18 protein-coding genes and 1 tRNA gene are annotated in these 17,642 nt (G+C 69.8%); 8 read left to right on the top strand and 11 right to left on the bottom strand.

Translation table 11 applies throughout. The annotated features are described in order from the left end of the window. Positions 1–4 precede the first annotated feature (4 nt). From BM066_RS14730 to chpT, 3 genes are all read right to left on the bottom strand, one after another. On the bottom strand, positions 5–817 hold the full coding sequence (locus BM066_RS14730; RefSeq protein WP_089929090.1) for a CheR family methyltransferase: 813 nt from the start codon (positions 815–817) through the stop codon (positions 5–7). Beyond that, positions 814–1,191, bottom strand: coding sequence for a response regulator (locus BM066_RS14725; RefSeq protein WP_165916747.1), 378 nt, complete (start codon positions 1,189–1,191; stop codon positions 814–816). Before BM066_RS14725 ends, BM066_RS14730 begins: the two co-directional genes overlap by 4 nt. An 82-nt stretch (positions 1,192–1,273) precedes the next feature. Next, positions 1,274–1,951, bottom strand: a complete 678-nt coding sequence (chpT, locus tag BM066_RS14720; protein WP_089929088.1) for a histidine phosphotransferase ChpT — start codon at positions 1,949–1,951, stop codon at positions 1,274–1,276. 65 nt (positions 1,952–2,016) lie between these two features. Here chpT and BM066_RS14715 point away from each other — a divergent pair, with 65 nt between their 5' ends. Both BM066_RS14715 and cysQ read left to right on the top strand, forming a co-directional pair. Then, positions 2,017–2,202: a DUF3553 domain-containing protein gene (locus tag BM066_RS14715; RefSeq protein ID WP_035080297.1), complete on the top strand. Its 186-nt coding sequence runs from the start codon at positions 2,017–2,019 to the stop codon at positions 2,200–2,202. Positions 2,203–2,271: 69 nt separating this feature from the next. Continuing rightward, a complete protein-coding gene (gene cysQ / locus BM066_RS14710) occupies positions 2,272–3,048 on the top strand; it encodes a 3'(2'),5'-bisphosphate nucleotidase CysQ (protein WP_089929087.1) in 777 nt (258 codons plus the stop codon). Here the strand turns inward: cysQ and BM066_RS14705 are convergent. Next, on the bottom strand, positions 3,045–3,998 hold the full coding sequence (locus BM066_RS14705) for an EF-hand domain-containing protein (protein ID WP_089929083.1): 954 nt from the start codon (positions 3,996–3,998) through the stop codon (positions 3,045–3,047). The two genes, cysQ and BM066_RS14705, sit on opposite strands and share 4 nt — an antisense overlap. A 60-nt stretch (positions 3,999–4,058) precedes the next feature. Next, positions 4,059–4,889, bottom strand: a complete 831-nt coding sequence (locus BM066_RS14700) for a helix-turn-helix domain-containing protein (RefSeq protein WP_089929081.1) — start codon at positions 4,887–4,889, stop codon at positions 4,059–4,061. A 121-nt stretch (positions 4,890–5,010) separates the two neighbouring features. Here BM066_RS14700 and BM066_RS14695 point away from each other — a divergent pair, with 121 nt between their 5' ends. After that, complete coding sequence (locus tag BM066_RS14695) at positions 5,011–5,985, top strand: alpha/beta fold hydrolase (protein WP_089929076.1); 975 nt, start codon at positions 5,011–5,013, stop codon at positions 5,983–5,985. A gap of 144 nt (positions 5,986–6,129) precedes the next feature. Here BM066_RS14695 and BM066_RS14690 read toward each other — a convergent pair whose 3' ends face one another. From BM066_RS14690 to BM066_RS14680, 3 genes are all read right to left on the bottom strand, one after another. Next, complete coding sequence (locus BM066_RS14690) at positions 6,130–6,678, bottom strand: hypothetical protein (RefSeq protein ID WP_089929072.1); 549 nt, start codon at positions 6,676–6,678, stop codon at positions 6,130–6,132. 159 nt (positions 6,679–6,837) lie between these two features. After that, positions 6,838–6,913: transfer RNA gene (locus tag BM066_RS14685), tRNA-Ala, on the bottom strand. A 191-nt stretch (positions 6,914–7,104) separates the two neighbouring features. Next, positions 7,105–7,572 (bottom strand): TIGR02300 family protein, encoded by a 468-nt coding sequence (locus tag BM066_RS14680; protein WP_089929130.1) that lies wholly within the window; start codon positions 7,570–7,572, stop codon positions 7,105–7,107. Between the two features lie 116 nt (positions 7,573–7,688). Between BM066_RS14680 and aroA the strand changes: the two genes are divergently transcribed. The 5 genes from aroA (at position 7,689) to mscL (ending at position 12,557) form a co-directional block, all read left to right on the top strand. Beyond that, complete coding sequence (gene aroA / locus BM066_RS14675) at positions 7,689–9,011, top strand: 3-phosphoshikimate 1-carboxyvinyltransferase (protein ID WP_089929071.1); 1,323 nt, start codon at positions 7,689–7,691, stop codon at positions 9,009–9,011. 4 nt (positions 9,012–9,015) lie between these two features. Then, the gene (gene cmk, locus BM066_RS14670; RefSeq protein ID WP_089929069.1) at positions 9,016–9,666 is read left to right on the top strand and encodes a (d)CMP kinase; all 651 of its coding nucleotides are present in this window, start codon (positions 9,016–9,018) and stop codon (positions 9,664–9,666) included. Between the two features lie 133 nt (positions 9,667–9,799). Further along, the gene (gene rpsA, locus BM066_RS14665; protein WP_089929054.1) at positions 9,800–11,509 is read left to right on the top strand and encodes a 30S ribosomal protein S1; all 1,710 of its coding nucleotides are present in this window, start codon (positions 9,800–9,802) and stop codon (positions 11,507–11,509) included. Between the two features lie 206 nt (positions 11,510–11,715). Further along, the gene (locus tag BM066_RS14660; protein WP_007676040.1) at positions 11,716–12,000 is read left to right on the top strand and encodes an integration host factor subunit beta; all 285 of its coding nucleotides are present in this window, start codon (positions 11,716–11,718) and stop codon (positions 11,998–12,000) included. An 89-nt stretch (positions 12,001–12,089) separates the two neighbouring features. Then, entirely contained in the window at positions 12,090–12,557 is a 468-nt protein-coding gene (gene mscL, locus BM066_RS14655) for a large-conductance mechanosensitive channel protein MscL (protein WP_089929052.1), read from the top strand. A 51-nt stretch (positions 12,558–12,608) separates the two neighbouring features. On the opposite strand, the gene BM066_RS14650 is transcribed toward mscL, so the two are convergent. The 3 genes from BM066_RS14650 to BM066_RS14640 all read right to left on the bottom strand — a co-directional run bounded on the left by BM066_RS14650 (position 12,609) and on the right by BM066_RS14640 (position 17,601). Then, a complete protein-coding gene (locus BM066_RS14650) occupies positions 12,609–13,841 on the bottom strand; it encodes a flavin monoamine oxidase family protein (RefSeq protein WP_255367595.1) in 1,233 nt (410 codons plus the stop codon). Beyond that, complete coding sequence (locus tag BM066_RS14645) at positions 13,838–14,659, bottom strand: LOG family protein (protein WP_089929050.1); 822 nt, start codon at positions 14,657–14,659, stop codon at positions 13,838–13,840. The genes BM066_RS14650 and BM066_RS14645 overlap by 4 nt, the downstream gene beginning before the upstream one ends. A gap of 83 nt (positions 14,660–14,742) precedes the next feature. Beyond that, positions 14,743–17,601 carry a M16 family metallopeptidase gene (locus tag BM066_RS14640; protein WP_089929048.1) on the bottom strand — a complete coding sequence of 953 codons (2,859 nt, stop codon included), beginning with the start codon at positions 17,599–17,601 and terminating at the stop codon, positions 14,743–14,745. Between the last annotated feature and the right edge of the window lie 41 nt (positions 17,602–17,642).

The following is a 17,642-nucleotide window of genomic DNA, read 5'->3' as shown; positions in this document are numbered from 1 at the left end:
CGCCTCAGGCCGCGGCGCGGATGAATAGGCCCGATTGGCCGGATACGGCCCGCACGGCGTTGGTGACGCCCTCCAGCGACTCCCCGCTGCCGACCAGCAGCACGCCGTCGTCCTCCAGGCGGGCGGCGAGGCTGTCGATCACCCGGCTGTGCACGGCGGGGTCCAGGCCCGGCAGGACGTTGCGCAGCAGGATGACGTCGAACCGGCCCATTGAGGACAGGTCGGCCAGCAGGTTGATCCGCCGCCAGCGGACCGCCTGGCGGATGCGGGGACTGATCGCCCACATCTCGTCGTGGTTCTCGAAATGCTTGACCAGTAGGCGGATCGGCAGGCCGCGCTGGACCTCGAACTGGGTGTAGAGACCGCTCTGGGCCTTCTCCAGGCAGCGGTCCGACAGGTCCGAGCCGAAGAATTCGAACCGGGCGCCGGCCGCGATGTCGCGCGCCTCGGCGGCGGTCATGGCCAGGGAATAGACCTCCTGGCCGGTCGAGCAGGCCGCGCTCCAGATCCGGATCGGACGGTCGTCCGTCAGCCTGGACAGGGACGGCAGCAACTCGTCGCGCAGGTGGGCGAACACCTCGCGATCCCGGAAGAAAGCCGTCTCGTTCAGGCTCAGGGCCTCGACCACGGCCCAGATCAGCCGGTCCTCGCGATGGGCGCGCAGGGCGGCGATCATCGCCTCGATCGACTCGAAGCCTTCGCGGCGGGCCAGGGGATTGAGCCGGCTCTCGACCAGATAGGCCTTGTCGCTCTCGATCCGCAGGCCGGCGCGCTGGCGGGCCAGGGCGGCCAGCAGGTCCATGTCCTCCGGCGTCACAGCAGGCCCGCCTCGGCGAACTTCGCTGCGATGATGTCGCCGTCGAACGGCTTCATGATGTACTCGTCCGCGCCGGCGTCCAGCGCCTCGCGGATGGCCTCGATCCTGTTCTCGACCGTGCAGAAGACCACGGTCGGGCCCTGGCCGCCCGGTTCCTGACGCAGGTGGCGCAGGAACTCGATCCCGTTCATCACCGGCATGTTCCAGTCCAGCAGCACGGCGTCGGGCATCGCCGCCCGGCACCAGGCCAGGGCTTCCACGCCATCGGCGGCCTCGGCGATCTCGAAGCCAATGTCTTCTAGGACGCGCCGGGCGACCTTGCGGATCACCCGGCTGTCGTCGACGACGAGACAGGTCTTCACGGCACGCTCCACTCCATCCCCTCATCTTGCGGTGGAGGGTGTTAAGGACCGGTGACGGTGATCGCGATCTTCAGGTTTTATCCGCGGGAAAGGCTCAGGCGGGCACCCAGGCCGCCAGGGTGACCTGGTCCTCACCCAGCTCGACCCCGACCTGGCCGCCGGCCGCCCGGACCAGGGCGTTCAGATAGGCCGCCTGCACCCACGGGCCGCCCAGGCCCTCGGCCAGGGCCTCGCCCCTCAGGCCCGCCAGGACCTCGGGGCGCAGGCGGGCGCGGGGGCCGGCGGCGTGGGCGGTGATCGCCACCCGGTCGTCGGCGGTCACGGCCCGCAGCGTCGCCTTGCCGCCGGCCGGCAGGGCGCTGGCGGCGATCTGGGCGATGTTCAGGATGGCGCGGGCGCTGGCCTTGTTCAGGGTCGAGGGCGGGATGGCCCAGTCCAGGGTCGGGCGCACGTGGGCGAACACGCCCTGGGCCAGCTTTTCCAGCTCGCGGGAGTCGAAGTTCTCGGCCGAGGCCGACGCGCCGAAGGCGACCCGCGTGAACTGCAGCAGATCCGCCAGCTTGCGGGCGCTGGACGAGATCAGGCTCATGGCGTCCTCGCGCATGTCCTGGGCGGAGGGATCCTCCAGCAGGTCCAGGCCCGAGACGATGGCGCTGGCCGGGCTGATGAAATCGTGACAGAGCCGCGCGGCCACCAGGGCGGCGAAGTCGGGGCCGTTGACGTCCAGTTCGGGCGCGGCGGCTTGCGGGGCGGAAGCGGCTTGGTCGGTCATGGCGCGATCTTTGGCGTGATTTGGGACTTTGGCAAACGGGGCGGTCGGCCTATCAGGAGCACGTCATGGATCCGTTTCTCGAGCCGGGCGTCCTCGTGCGCCATCCCGACCAGCCCGACTGGGGCCTGGGCCAGGTGCAGTCGGTGATCGGCCATCGCGTGACCGTCAATTTCGAAGACGCCGGCAAGCAGACGGTCGACGCGACGCGCGTCACCCTGCTGTTCGTCGGCGACGACCCCAGAGGGTCCTAGCCGAAGGCTATGACCCTCAGAATCCAAAGAGGTGGAGCATGGGCAAGCCCATGCTCTGGAGGTTCCTAGATGTCCTATGCAAACCTGGCCGACTACGGCCGCGACCTGGCGACGATCGTCGAGGCGGCGGCCGAGGTGATCCTGCCGTTCTGGCGCACCGAGCTTGACGTGGTCCGCAAGGCCGACGAGAGCCCGGTGACCGAGGCCGACAAGGCCGGCGAACGGCTGATCCTGGCCCGGCTGGCCGAGCGCTTCCCCGAGATCCCGGCGATCTCCGAGGAGCACGCCTGCGAGTTCGGCGCGCCCGAGGCCATCGGCCCGCGCTTCTTCCTGGTCGACCCGGTCGACGGCACCAAGGCCTTCGTGCGCGGCGATCCCAACTTCACGGTCAATATCGGCCTGATCGACAACGGTGTTCCGGTGGCCGGCGCGATCTGCGCCCCGGCGACGGGCGAGGTCTGGTTCACCAGCGCCGAAGGGGTGCTCAAGCGCGAGGGGCCGGGCGGCGCGGAGGCCAGGGTCCAGGCGCGGGCGTGGCCCGAGGGCCAGGCCCTGGCCCTGGTCAGCCACACGATGAAGGAAGAGCGCGCGGCCGAGCTGGCGGCCCAGTACGGCTTTTCCCTGCGCGCTCCGATGGACAGCTCGATCAAGCTGGTCCGCATCGCCGAGGGCGCGGCCGACATCTATCCGCGCCACGGGCCGACCATGGAATGGGACACCGCCGCCGGCCACGCCATCCTGGTCGCCGCCGGCGGCCGCTTCACCACCCCCGAGGGCGAGGCCTTCACCTACGGCAAGGCCGACCAGGGCTTCCGCAACGGCTGGTTCGTGGCGCGGGGCGCCTAGGCGGTCCGGTTCAAGGCGCCGCCCAGCTCCGAGGCCATCTGGTCGCTCAGGTTCCGCACGGTCGAGCCCAGCAGGCGAGCCAGCAGCATTTCGCCGGCGGAGAGCGCTTCGGGCGCGTCGCCCGCCTGGCCCGACCTGGACAGTTGCGGGCGCCGCTGGCTGGCGGCGCGCAGTTCTTCGACGGAAAGCCGGGCGTCGCCGTCGCGATCGGCCAATCGCATCAGGTCGTCGACGCCGGCCGTATCCAGGTTCCGCGCCTTGGCCGCCGCCGTCAGTTCATCGGCCGACAGGGCCGCATCGCCGTCGCCGTCGTTGCGCGCGGCCAGGGTCCCGGTCGCCTGGCTGGAATCGCCGAACCGGTAGAGCCGCGGCGCGGCCTCGAGTTTGGCCGCCAGCTCCGCCGCCGACAGCCGCCCGTCCTTGTCGGCGTCGGTCCGGCCGAACATCTCGGCGTTGACCTGTTCGGCGGAGTCCCAGACGTCCTTGTCGTCCGGACCGATCCAGCCGGAGCGGAGATCGGACGAGGCCACGCCCGCATATTCCTCGGCCGACAGCGATCCGTCGCCGTCGGTGTCGGCCCGCGAGATCAGCCAGCCGGCGACACCCGCCTCGTTCTGCACGCCCAGCAGGGTCCGGAGGTTCTGGCTGTCCAGCAGCCTGGAGGCGCCGAACTCGCCGGAATCCAGCGCGCCGTCCCCATTGCGGTCGAAGGCTGCGACCAGGGCCTGCTTGTCGGCAAGCTTGTCCGGGTCATTATTGCCGAGCTTGGCGATCTCCTGCGCCGAGACCTTGCCGTCCTGGTCGGCGTCGAACGCCTTGAAGACCTGGTCCTTGACCGCCCCCAGCATCGCCGCGCCAGCCATGTCCAGCGTGTGCGGCGACTGGACGCGGTTTTCGCGCTGGAAGGTCCGATAGGCCTCGGCGGTTCCGCTGTTGGCGCTGACGTCCATGATCGACCCTCCTGTTCGAGGGTCGCTCAGCAAGTATGGCGCCAGAGGTTGTATCGGCGCCTAGGGCGCTTCTTCCGCCAGCGCCCGGCAGAAGGCCGCCGTCTCGTCGTCGGCCGGGAACATGCACTCCACCCGCAGCTCCTCCAGCGTGATGTCGCGCGAGGTTCCGAAGGTGGTCAGGGTCGAGAAGAAGGTCAGGCGCCGGTCGCCCTTGCGGAAGGTGACGGTCATCAGCGGCAGGGGCGTGGCGCCCAGCTCGCGCCGTTCCCAGCGGGTCGGCACGTCCGGATAGGCCAGCACCTCGTCCAGCAGGGCGCGGGAGGTCTTGTCGGTGGCGGCCTCGTGGTGCAGGTGGCCGATCAGGTCGCCGGCCACCTCCTCCCAGTTCTCGACGAACGGCCGCATGTCGGCGGGGTCGAAGACCTGGCGCATGATGTTGCCGTGCGGCTGGACCCCGTCGCGCAGCCAGTCGAACACCCGCGCCAGGCCCCGGTTGGCCATCAGCACGTCCCAGTGCCGGTTCACGACGAAGGCGGGATAGGGCTCCTGCTGGGCCAGAATGAACTCGATGGCCCGCCGCACCAGGGTCATCTGCGGATCCGACAGGGCGGTCTCGCGATAGCCGGGCGCATAGCCGGCGACCACCAGCAGGGCGTTGCGGTCGCGCATCGGCATGTCTAGCGCCCCGGCCAGCAGGGCGACCAGCTCGCGGCTGGGCCGGGCCTTGCCGGTCTCGACATAGCTGAGGTGGCGGGTCGAGATCCCGGCCTCCAGCGCCAGGTCCATCTGGCTCATGCGGCGGGCGCTGCGCCATTGGCGCAGCAGGTCGCCCAAGGGGTGATCTGTCGTGGCGGGCGCGCTCCGGGGCGGCGGCGAGGTCATGGTGTTCATGAGGCGACACTAACCGCGCCGGGCATGATCGCCATAACCTTCCAGGTCATGGAGCCGGTGATCCGACGGTCCTAATCCTTCGCCGCATCGGGACGCAGCGTCCCGCCATGAGGATCGGACCATGCAAAGACGACAGTTCCTGACCGCCGCGGCGGGTTTCTCGGCCGTGGCGGCCGCCGTCGGCTCGGCCCAGGCCGAGGGCGTCCTGCCCCGCGCCGCGGACGACGCCAGGGCCGCGCGCGCCTGGAACGCGGCCCGCCGCCACCTGCCGACTCGGTTCGGCGACATCGCCTATGTCGAGCGCGGGGCCGGCCCGGTCGCCCTGTTCCTGCACGGCTTCCCGCTGAACAGCTTCCAATGGCGCGGGGCCTTCGACCGGCTGTCGGGCGACCGCCGCTGCATCGCCCCGGACTCCCTGGGCCTGGGCTTCACCCGGGTGGCGGCCGGCCAAGGCGTGACGCCGTCGGACCAGGCCGACATGCTGGCCGCGTTCCTCGACGCGCTGGGGATCGCCACGGTCGACCTGGTCGCCAACGACAGCGGCGGGGCGGTCGCCCAGATCTTCGTCACCCGCTTTCCGGACCGGGTCCGCACCTTGTTGCTGACCAATTGCGACGTCGAGCCCGACAGCCCGCCGCCGGCCCTGCAGCCGGTGCTGGCTCTGGCGCGCGAGGGGACCTATCCCGACCAGTGGCTGGTCCCGTGGTTCCGCGATCCCAAGCTGGCCCGCTCGCCGCAGGGTTTCGGCGGCATGTGCTTCTCCGATCCCAGCCAGCCCACCGACGCGGCGATCGCGATGTATTTCGGCCCGCTGGTCGCCACCCCGGCCAGCAAGGCCCTGGTCAACGCCTACACCCTGGGCCTGGACCCCAACCCCCTGGCCGGGATCGAGGTCGCCCTGCGCCGGTGCAAGGTCCCCGTCCGCATCGTCTGGGGCATGGCCGACGACATCTTCGCCAAGCAAAGCCCGGACTATCTGGATCGCGTGCTGCCGAACTCGCGGGGCGTGCGCCGCCTGGCCAAGGCCAAGCTGTTCTGGCCCGAGGAATATCCGGACGTGGTGGCCGAGGAGGCGCGGAGGCTGTGGGCCTCTTGAAACTTGAACCGCTCATCCCGGCGAATGCCGGGACCCAGATGGACTAGCGGTGTGGCTGACGCCAAGAGCGCTGAGCCTTTCCAATCATCCGCTCCGCCATAGGATCTGGGTCCCGGCATTCGCCGGGATGAGCGGATTTAGGGGCTAATGCTTCGTCGCCTTGGCCGCCGCCGGCAAGGTCACCCCCAACGGGGCCGCCGGCGGCTTGCAGCCCATCCGCAGGCCGATCCCCTTGAGGAAGCCGCGCCGCACCGAGCCGGCCAGGACGGCCTGGCGCACCTCGTTGTCGTTCTTCTCGGCGCCGCTCAGCTTGCGGACCCATGACCGCATCGGCGTCAGGCCGTGGACAACGGTCTCGCCGATCTCGGCGGCCGACATGCCCGACTTCACCTGGGTCTCGGGATTGTCGAGGTCGGGCGCCAGCTCGGCGTCCAGGGCGTCGACCGCGTCGAAGATCGTCTTGCAGGTCAGGGGCGAGGGCAGGGCGTAGGTCGCGGACCGGGCCTCCAGCAGCACCGGCGGGATCTTGTCCTTGATCACGCCGACGTCCTTGAGCGGCGAGGTGGCCATCCGGGAGGCGTCCTCCTCGACCTGCCTGGCCTTCGACGGCTCGGTCGTCTGGGCCAGGACCGGGGACACCAGCAGCAGGGCCGCGGCGAGGGCGGCGGCGGGGAACGGTTTTTGGGATCGCATGAGCAGGCCTCCGAACACGGGACCATTCTGACGATCAGTCGACGCAGGGCGAAGGCGTTTTTTATCGGGAAGGTTGCGTTCGCGCCGGAAGCGCGCGGGCGCCGCCGAACCGGGCGCCGGACATGGAAACGGCCGCTCCCTTTAGGGAAGCGGCCGTTTTGGTGGAGCTAAGCGGAGTCGAACCGCTGACCTCTTGAATGCCATTCAAGCGCTCTACCAGCTGAGCTATAGCCCCAAGGTTTTCCCAAGTTTCCCGGTGGGAAGCGTTGGTATTCCTTAGTCTCTCCGACGGTTCCGAGTGGGTGGCCCCCGAAGAGGCGCGGAACCTATGCCGGGAGGATTTTTGGATCAACCCTCCCGGCGAACTTTTTTCGGAAAATTTTTCGAACCGTAGTTCTTCAAGATTTCCGAGGGGTGCGGACGCGCTTAGTCGTCGTCGTCCGTGCCCGGCAGGCCTTCGATTTCGTCGTCCAGGACGTCCTCGTCGTCTTCGTCCTCGAGGAACGGAACGTCGTCGGCCTCGTCCTCGGCGAGATCCTCGTCTTCCGAGAAGTCGACGCCCAGGTCGTCGCCGCCGGGAGCCGGGGCCACGGTCGGGTCGGTGTCGTCGTCGTCGGTCTCGACGACCTCCTCGGCGGCCTCGTCGATTTCCGGGGTCTCATCGACCTCGTCCTCGTAGCCGTCGACCTCCTTGGGCGCGACGACTTCCTTCTCGTCCTCGGCGTCGTAGTCCGGCGTGACGGCGCGGGCGCGCACGCGGCGCGACTTCAGCGCCTCTTCCGGGTCGAACGTCTCACCGCACTTGGGGCAGACGGCCGGACGGCGGTTCAGGTCGTAGAACTTCGATTGGCAGTTGGGGCAAATCTGTTTTGCGCCCAATTCGGGATTGGCCAAGGCGGCGACCCTTTGATCCAGATGGGAAAAGCGGCCGGTCACTTGCCATGACGAAGGGCCGCTGTCAAAAGCAATCCCCTCGCGAAAACCACCATGACCAAGGAGCCGGTTTCGGCATGACGGCGGCTGGACTGAAGAGCACGCCCGGCGGGGCCTTGCGGGGAACCGTCCGGGCCCCTGGCGACAAGTCGATTTCTCACCGTTCGATGATCCTCGGCGCCCTGGCTTCGGGGACCACGACCGTCGAGGGCCTACTGGAGGGCGCCGACGTGCTGGCGACCGCCCAGGCCATGCGTTCGTTCGGCGCGCGGGTCGAACAGGAGGGCGTCGGCCGCTGGCGGATCGAGGGCCATGGCGGCTTCGTCGAGCCGTCGGACGTGGTCGACTGCGGCAACGCCGGCACCGGCGTGCGGTTGATCATGGGCGCGGCGGCGGGTTTCGCCCTGTGCGCCACCTTCACCGGCGACAACTCCCTGCGCGGCCGGCCGATGGGCCGGGTGCTGGACCCGCTGGCCCGCATGGGCGCCACCTGGCTGGGCCGCGACAAGGGCCGCCTGCCGCTGACCCTGAAGGGCGGCAACCTGCGCGGCCTGTCCTACAAGCTGCCGATGGCCTCGGCCCAGGTGAAGTCGGCCGTGCTGCTGGCCGGACTGCACGCCGAGGGCGGGGTCGAGGTGATCGAGCCCGAAGCCACCCGCGACCACACCGAGCGCATGCTGCGGGCCTTTGGGGCCGAGGTGCTGGTGGAGGACCGCGGCGGCGTCCGCCACATCCGCCTGCCCGCCGGCCAGAAGCTGACCGGAACCCACGTGTCCGTGCCGGGCGACCCGTCCTCGGCGGCCTTCCCGCTGGTGGCCGGCCTGATCGTGCCGGGCTCGGAGGTGACGGTCGAGGGGGTGATGCTCAACGAACTGCGCACGGGCCTGTTCACGACGCTGCAGGAGATGGGCGCGGACCTGACGATCGCCAATGTCCGCGACAGCAGCGGCGAGCAGGTCGGCGACATCACCGCCCGCTACTCGCCGAACATGAAGGGCGTCGTCGTGCCGCCCGAGCGCGCCCCGGCGATGATCGACGAATATCCGATCCTGGCGGTCGCCGCCGCCTTCGCCGCCGGCGAGACGGTGATGCGCGGGGTCGGCGAGATGCGGGTCAAGGAAAGCGACCGCATCGCCTTGACCGCCGCCGGCCTGGAGGCCTGCGGCGTCGATGTCGAGGAGGAGCCGGAGGGCTTCATCGTCCGGGGGACCGGTCAGCCGCCGCGCGGCGGGGCCCTGGTCGAGACCCACGGCGACCACCGCATCGCCATGAGCCACCTGGTCCTCGGCCTGGCGGCCCAGGCCCCGGTCAAGATCGACGAGCCCGGCATGATCGCCACCAGCTTCCCCGGCTTCGCCGAGATGATGCGCGGCCTGGGCGGCGACCTGGTCGAGGCCTAGGGCCATGGCCTTCGTCATCGCCGTCGACGGCCCGGCCGCCTCGGGCAAGGGCACGGTCGCCTCGCGCCTGGCCGCGCTCTACGGCTATCCGATGCTGGACACCGGCCTGCTGTACCGGGCCGTGGGCGTGCGCCTGCTGGACGCCGGCGGCGACCTGGACGACGCGGCCGCCGCCGAGGCCGCCGCGCGGGGCCTGGCGCTGGCCGAACTGGAAATGCCGCAGGTCCGCACCCGCCAGGCCGGCGAGGCCGCCAGCCGCGTGGCCGTGCACCCCGGAGTCCGCACGGCTCTGTTCGACCTGCAGCGCGACTTTGCCTTGCGCGAGCCCGGCAGCGTGATCGACGGCCGCGACATCGGCACGGTCATCGCCCCAGACGCGCCGGCCAAGCTGTTCGTCACCGCCCGTCCCGAGGTGCGCGCCGACCGCCGCTGGAAGCAGCTGGTCGGCCAGGGCGAGGCCGTGACCTTCGACGAAATCCTCGCCGACATCCGCAAGCGCGACGAGCGCGACAGCGGCCGGGCCTCGGCCCCGCTGACCCAGGCCCCCGACGCCGTCTTGCTTGATACGTCGGAAATGACTATATCCCAGTCCTTCGATGCGGCCCGCCGCATCGTCGAGACGGCGCGCGCCCGGTGGGGAAACCCCAAGGGCTAATCCACCGCCCGCCTCGCCGCCGCTCAGGACGCGACGGACCCGCATCAAAAATCCACATCACCGGAATCCCGAGAACCGTCATCCGACGGCGCTCATCCAAGGGTTTCCCTCAACCTAGAGACCGAAGATCAGCATGGCTGACGATATGAGCTTCAACCCCACGCGCGACGATTTCGAAGCGCTCCTCAACGATTCCATGGGCGGCCGCGACTTCGCTGAAGGCACCGTCGTCAAGGGCAAGGTCGTTGGGATCGAGAAGGACTTCGCGATCATCGACGTCGGTCTGAAGACCGAAGGCCGCGTCCAGCTGAAGGAATTCGGCGTCGACGAAGCCGGCAAGGCCACCGTGAAGGTCGGCGACACCGTCGAAGTCTTCCTGGAACGCCTGGAAAACGCCCTCGGCGAAGCGGTGATCAGCCGCGAAAAGGCCAAGCGCGAAGAAGCCTGGACCCGCCTGGAAGGCGTCTACGCCAAGAACGAACCCGTGCTCGGCGCCATCGTCGGCCGCGTCAAGGGCGGCTTCACCGTCGACCTGGGCGGCGCCTCGGCCTTCCTGCCCGGCTCGCAGGTCGATATCCGCCCGGTGCGCGACGTCGGCCCGCTGATGGGCAAGGAACAACCCTTCGCCATCCTCAAGATGGACCGTCCGCGCGGCAACATCGTCGTCTCGCGCCGCGCCATCCTGGAAGAAGCTCGCGCCGAGCAGCGCACCGAACTGGTGTCGCAGCTACAAGAGGGTGAAATCCGCGAAGGCGTCGTCAAGAACATCACCGACTACGGCGCGTTCGTCGACCTGGGCGGCATCGACGGCCTGCTGCACGTCACCGACATGAGCTGGAAGCGCGTCAACCACCCGAGCCAAGTGCTCGCCGTGGGCGACACCGTGAAGGTCCAGATCGTCAAGATCAACCCGGACACCCAGCGCATCTCGCTCGGCATGAAGCAGCTGCAGTCGGATCCGTGGGACGGCGTGGAAGCCAAGTACCCGGTCGGCGCCAAGTTCACGGGCCGCATCACCAACATCACCGACTACGGCGCCTTCGTGGAGCTGGAAGCTGGCGTCGAAGGCCTGGTGCACGTCTCGGAAATGTCGTGGACCAAGAAGAACGTCCACCCCGGCAAGATCGTCTCGACCTCGCAGGAAGTCGACGTGGTCGTGCTGGACGTCGATCCGTCCAAGCGCCGCGTGTCGCTGGGCCTGAAGCAGGCTCTGGCCAACCCGTGGGATTCGTTCCTCGAAACCCACCCGGTCGGCTCGACCGTCGAAGGCGAAGTCAAGAACGCGACCGAATTCGGTCTGTTCATCGGCCTCGACAACGACATCGACGGCATGGTGCACCTATCGGACATCGACTGGAGCGCGTCGGGCGAAGAAGCCATGGCCCGCTACAAGAAGGGCGACATCGTCAAGGCCAAGGTCCTGGACGTCGACGTCGAGAAGGAGCGCATCTCGCTGGGCATCAAGCAGCTGGGCGGCGATCCGATGTCGGGCGACACCTACCGCAAGGGCCAGACCGTGACCGTCACGGTGACGGAAGTCACCACCGGCGGCATCGAAGTGCGCTTCGGTGAAGACGACGCCCTGATGACCGCCTTCATCCGCAAGTCGGACCTGTCGCGCGACCGTCAGGAACAGCGCCCCGAGCGCTTCGCCGTGGGCGACCGCGTCGACGCTCAGATCACCAACATCGACAAGGCGGCTCGCCGCGTCTCGATGTCGATCAAGTCGCTGGAAATGGCCGAGGAAAAGGAAGCCATCGAGCAGTTCGGCTCGTCGGACTCCGGCGCCTCGCTGGGCGACATCCTGGGCGCCGCCCTGCGCGAGCGGGCCACCAAGGACTAAGCCTTCGCTTCATCGCGAAGACGAAAGAGCGGCGGCCGGAGCGATCCGGCCGCCGTTTTCTTTGGGTCCGCCATTAACCGATCCAGTTGCAAACCCGACACGGACATCAAGCTTTCCCCTTGAAGACTCAGGCTTGCTTGGGCAAAGGTCGCTCGCGCGTCGGGCCCGTCTCCCCCAAGGGCTGCTTTGACGCGTCGGGGATATCGATGATCAAGTCCGAACTCATCGCCAGGCTCGCGAACGAGAATCCGCACCTGACCCAGAAAGATGTCGAGCGTGTCGTCGGCGTCATTCTCGAACGCATGATCGGTGCGCTGGAAGAGGGCGGGCGCGTGGAGCTCCGCGGTTTCGGGGCGCTGTCGGTGCGCTCGCGCCCAGCCCGCGCCGGCCGCAATCCCCGCACCGGCGAGACCGTCGACGTGCGCGCCAAGCATGTGCCGTTCTTCAAGAGCGGCAAGGAACTGCGCGGCCGCCTGAACGCCGACGAGTAGGCTGACCCAGGACGAGCTTCCTGTCCTGACCCTTGACCCGTAGGGGCGAACGCGCTCAGCCTTCAGCCCCTAGTTGGAAGAGGGCCAGCATGAGCATCGTCAAGGAATTCCGCGAGTTCATCGCGCGCGGCAACGTCATCGACCTGGCGGTCGGCGTCATCATCGGCGCGGCCTTCAACTCGATCGTCAAGAGCCTGGTCGACCAGGTGATCATGCCGCCGATCGGCCTGCTGATGGGCGGGCTGGACTTTTCCAAGCTGGAATGGGTGCTCAAGCCCGAGGACCCGGCGACCGCGGCCGTCGAGAAGGTGGCCGTGCAGTACGGCGCCTTCATCAACACCGTGATCCAATTCCTGATCGTGGCCGTTGTGGTGTTCCTGCTGGTCAAGCTGGTCAACCAGATCCGCCGCGCCGACGCCGACGAGCCCGCCCCGACCGCCCCGACGCCGGAGGAAAAGCTGCTGACCGAGATCCGCGACCTGCTGGCTCGGCCCGCGGCGGTCGCCGCTCCGGCGGCGAAGGCGCCGGCTAAAGCGCCTGCCAAGCCCAAGGCCTAGTTCTCCACCCGTTTCAGCCGACAGCGCCCGGGACGACGGCGAGGCAGGGGGCTAGGTTCCCAACGCCGCCAGCACCTCGCGCGCGGCCCGTTCCCCCGTCTCCCACGCCCCGTGGGCCGTCGAGAAGGCGTGCGGCGAGCAGGCCTCGCCGGCGAAGAACAGCCGGCCGTTCACGGGCGCGGCCAGCACGGCGCGCTCGCCGGCCCGGCCGGGCAGGGCGTGGGAATAGGAGCCCCGCGCCCAGGGATCGCTCGCCCAACCGGTCTGGACCAGCACCGACACCCGGCTCCGCAAGCCCGAGCCGTAGATCCCGACCAGCTCGTCGATCGCGAACGCCGCCGACGCGCCGGGCCCCTCGGCTTCCAGGGCGCGGGCGTGGGCCCCGCCGAAGAAGGCCTCGATGATCGGCCGCCCCAGGGGACGCAGGTGATAGGCGCCCGTCGCGGTGCGGTCGCTGTCGCCATAGACCATCGTCTCCACCGCGAAGGCTTCGGGTTCGTCGAGCTTCAGGAACACCTTGTCGGCCAGGCCCAGCGGCAGGCCCTGCGCGGCGGCCAGCTTGGCGGGAAGCTCGGGCAGGATGCGCAGGCCGCCGGCGGCCAGGACCGCGGTCGGCACGCAGACGATGGCCGCCCGCGCCTGGATCACGCCCCGGGGCGTCTCCAGCGCCAGGCGCGGCCCGTCGTGGCGCAACAGCGAGACGGGGCAGTCGCCGACGATCCGGAGGCCTTTCGGCGCCAGGCCGGTGATCGCCGCGCCATAGCCCTCGGCGACCCGCCAGTTGACCTCGCTGTCGTCGTAGGCGGCGTAATCCTTGACCGAGACCTGGTCGAACTCCGCGCCGTTGTAGTAGGCGCTGAAGGCGTTCAGCAGGGGGTTCCAGCGGCCGCCGGCCTCCAGCAGCTCCGAGGCGGGCCGGTCCGTCGGGTCGTCGGCCGCGGCCGCGACCCGTTCGTCGAACGCCGCGAAGGCCTCGCCATAGGCCTGGCGCTCGGCGTCGCTGAAATTGCTGGTGGCCTCCGGATTGGCCCAGGGCGGCGGGGTCTTGTCGATGGTCAGGCCGCGGGCGGCGATCGCCGCGACCAGCGGGTTGCGGTCGGCCGAATGCAGCCACTCGCAGCCGAGGTCCAGGGGCAGTCCGGCCAGCGCAACGGTGCGGGCCCGGCCGCCGATCCGGCCCTGGGCCTCCAGCACCACGACGTCCAACGGCGCGGTCGCCAGGACCGAGGCGGCGGCCAGGCCGGCGGCCCCGGCCCCGATGATGGCGACGTCGACCTCCGTCACGGGACCGCCGATTCGGTCGGCGGAGCCTGTTCGGGCTCCAGCTCGATCGACTCGCCGGGCTTGAGACCGCAGGCCAGCAGGCAGGACCACACCGTCTCGGCGCTCTCGGCGAACCGGAAGAGCTCCAGGTCGGCGGCGTTGATCATGCCGTGCTCGACCAGGCTGTCGAAATGGATCACCGAGCGCCAATAGGCTTCGTCGAACAGCACGATGGGGATGCGCGGCGCCTTGTCGGTCTGGCGCAGGGTCAGGAGCTCGAACAGCTCGTCAAAGGTGCCGAAGCCGCCGGGGAACACCACCAGGGCGTTGGCCCGCATCGCCAGGTGCATCTTGCGCATGGCGAAGTAGTGGAAGCGGAACGACAGGTCGGGCGTGGCGTAGGGGTTGGGCTGCTGTTCGTGCGGCAGGGTGATGTTGAAGCCGATCGACGGGGCGCCGGCGTCCCAGGCTCCGCGATTGGCCGCCTCCATCACGCCCGGCCCGCCGCCGGTGGCGATGACGTTGTCGCGCACCCCGTCCATGGCGTGGATCGCCCCGCCGCGTTCGGAGGCCAGCCGGCCGAAGCGCCGGGCTTCGGCGTACCACTGGGCTTGCCGCCCGGGGCCGTTCTCGCGCACCCGGGCGCTGCCGAACACGACGATTGTCGAGCGCACGCCCCAGGCCCGCAGGGCCTCGTCGGCCTTGGCGAACTCCAGCAGGAACCGCACGCCCCGCATCGATTCGCCCAACAGGAAGTCCTGGTCCAGCGCCGCCAGGCGATAGGAGGGCGAGGCGAGCTGGGCCGCGGCGGCGGGATCGAGGGAAGGATTGTCCGTCATGCGTTGCTCCGAAACGTCCCCGCCGCTCCCATAACCTGTCGCCCCGGAAACGGCGAAACCGTCATCCGGGACGACAGGATCGCCTATTTGCCCTTCTTCAGGGTCGGGCTGTCGAGGTCCAGCTGGTCGATCGGGATCTGCACGGCGGACGGCAGGGCCGTCTTGACGCCGTCGCCCATCGCCTTGGCGTCGCCGACCACGATGACGCTGGTCTGGGCGGGATCCAGCACGGCCTTGGAGAAGGCCTGGACGTCGGCGGCGCTGACCGCCTCGACCTTGCCCGTATAGGTCTGGATCTCGTTCAGCGGGATGTCGTAGATCGCCAGGTTGCCCAGGATGTTGGCCAGGCCTTCCGAGGTGCCCAGGTCGCGGCCGAAGCCGCCGACCAGCACCGACTTGCGGGCCGCCAGTTCCGGGGCCGAGGCCGGCTCGGCGCCCAGCCGGGTCAGCTCGTCCTTGATCAGTCCCACCACCTGGGCGGCGGACTCGTTCTTGGTCTGGACGGTGGCCGAGAAGCCGCCGATGGCCGCGCGCGGCGACAGGCTGGAGCCGGCGCCGTAGGACAGGCCGCGCTTGATGCGGATCTCCTGGTTCAGGCGCGAGGAATAGCCGCCGCCCAGCACGCCGTTGGCGACCAGGCCGGCGTAGTAGCGGGGGTCGGCGCGCAGGATCGCCGGCTTGGTCACCACCACGGCCGCCTGGCCGGTGCCGGGCAGGTCGACCAGCACGTTCTTGGCCGCGTAGCTGGTCGGACCCTTGACCGGGGCCGGCGGCGGGCCCGCCGGCTTGGCCCAGCCGCCGAACGCCTTTTCCGCCAGGGCGAAGCCCTGTTGCGGCGTCAGGTCGCCGGTCAGCACCAGGACGGCGTTGTCGGGCCGCCAGTTGGCGGCGTGGGTCTTGACCAGGGCGTCGCGCTGGATCTTCGGCAGCGAACCGGTGGTGCCGCCGGCGACGTGACCGTAGCCCGAGCCGGCATAGATCACGGTCGGGGTGACGAAGCCCGCGACCGAGCCGGGCTGCTGGAGGCTGACCGACAGGCCGTCGAGGGTTTCGGCCTTCACGCGCTCCAGCTCATCGGCCTTGAAGGTCGGGTTCTGGGCGACGTCGGCCATGATCGCCAGGCCTTGCGGGGCCTTGTCGGCGATGACGCTGAGGGTCAGGGACGTGGCTTCCCAGCCCGAGCCGGCCTCCAGATTGGCGCCGAGGGCCTCGGTGGCGGCGGCCACCTGGGTGGCGGTGCGGGTCTTGGTCCCTTCGGTCAGCAGTTCGGCGGTCAGGCTGGAGACGCCGGCCAGGCCGGCCGGGTCGGCGCCCGCGCCGCCGCGCACGGTCAGGTCGGCGGTGATCAGCGGCAGGTCGCTGCTCTTGGCGACGATGACCCGCAGGCCGTTGGCCAGGGTTTTCTCGACCGGCGAAGGCAGGACCGGCGACACCGGTGCGCCGGGCGCGGGCGGGGCCACGCGCTCGGCCTCCGGGGCCAGGGCGGCGACCGGGCCGTCGTAGGAGACCGAGGCGACCCGCGGCGCGGCCGGGAACGGGTCCTTGGCGCCGGCCGGCTTGGCCGATTCCGGCAGGTAGCGGACCGTCACCTTGCGGTCGTCGGCCAGGTACTTGGCGGCCACGCGCTGGACGTCGGCGGCGGTCACCGCCTGCAGGGCGGCCAGGTCGGTGTTGGCGCGCTGGGCGTCGCCTTCGGTGCGCAGGGCGTAGCCGATGGCGAAGGCGCGGCCGTCGATGGTCTCGCGGCCGCGCACGGCGTCGGCCAGCAGGCCGGCCTTGGCCTCGGCCAGTTCGGCGGCGGTGGGCGGGGCCGTTCGCAGCTTGGCGACCTGGGCGCTCAGCGAGGCTTCGCCCTGCTCGACCGTCTTGCCGCCGGCCATGATCGCGCCGACGTAGAACAGGCCCGGCTGGGCGTTGTTGGGGGCCGCGGAGAAGATCTGCTGGGCGATCTTCTGGTCGTAGACCAGGCTGTCATAGAGGCGCGACGACTTGCCGGCCGACAGGATGGCGTCCAGCACCGCCAGGGCCGGGACGTCCGGATCGGCGGCGGCCGGCGCCAGCCAGGTCATGGCCACGGCGGGCAGCGGCACGTTGGGACCGTAGGTGGTGACAACCTTGGGTCCGGTGCGGGCCGGCTCGACCGTGGTCACCTGCCTGATCGGCGCGGCGGGGGCCTTCAGCGGGCCGAAATACTGGTCGATCCAGGCGTCGAGCTGGGCCTCGTCGAAATTGCCGACCACGATCAGGGCGGCGTTGTCGGGGCGGTAATAGGCCTGGTGGAAGGCCCGCACGTCGTCGACCGTGGCGGCGTCCAGCTCCTCGATCGAGCCGATGCCCGGGCGCTTGTAGGGGTGGTCGGCGAACGAGGCCTTGGTGATGTTCAGGGCGAAGAACCGGCCGTAGGGGTTGGCCAGGACCCGCTGGCGCAGCTCTTCCTTGACCACGTCGCGTTCGGACTTGAACACCGCCTCGTCGATGACCAGCGAGCCCAGGCGGTCGGCCTCGGCCCACAGCAGCCGCTGCAGGTGGTTGGCCGGCACCACCTCGTAATAGTTGGTGAAGTCGTCGTAGGTGGAGGCGTTGTTGAAGCCGCCGACGTCCTCGGTCAGCCGGTCGAAGAACTCGTTGGGCATGTTGCGCGTCGACTTGAACATCAGGTGTTCGAACAGGTGCGCGAAGCCCGAGCGGCCTTCCGGGTCGTCCTTGCTGCCGACCCCGTACCAGACCTGCACCGTCACGTTGGGCGTGGTGGCGTCGCGCGAGGCGTAGACCTTCAGGCCGTTGGCCAGGGTCCGCTCCTTGTAGACGATCGGCGGCACGGCCACGCCGGCCGCCGCCGGGGCCGGCTTGGCCGCCTGGGTCTGGGCCAGGGCCAAGGGCGACAAGGCGGTGGTCGAAAGGGCCAGCGCCACGAGGGCGGCCTTGGCGACGGGACGGATCATAGGGACGGCGCTCCGAAAGCTTGAGGGCGCGACCCTAGCAT

The sequence above is a fragment of the Caulobacter sp. UNC279MFTsu5.1 genome (assembly GCF_900114015.1).
In the GTDB taxonomy this organism is placed as follows: domain Bacteria; phylum Pseudomonadota; class Alphaproteobacteria; order Caulobacterales; family Caulobacteraceae; genus Caulobacter.
Note: the sequence above shows the minus strand (reverse complement) of the source record. Positions and strands in the feature narration are given on the sequence as shown.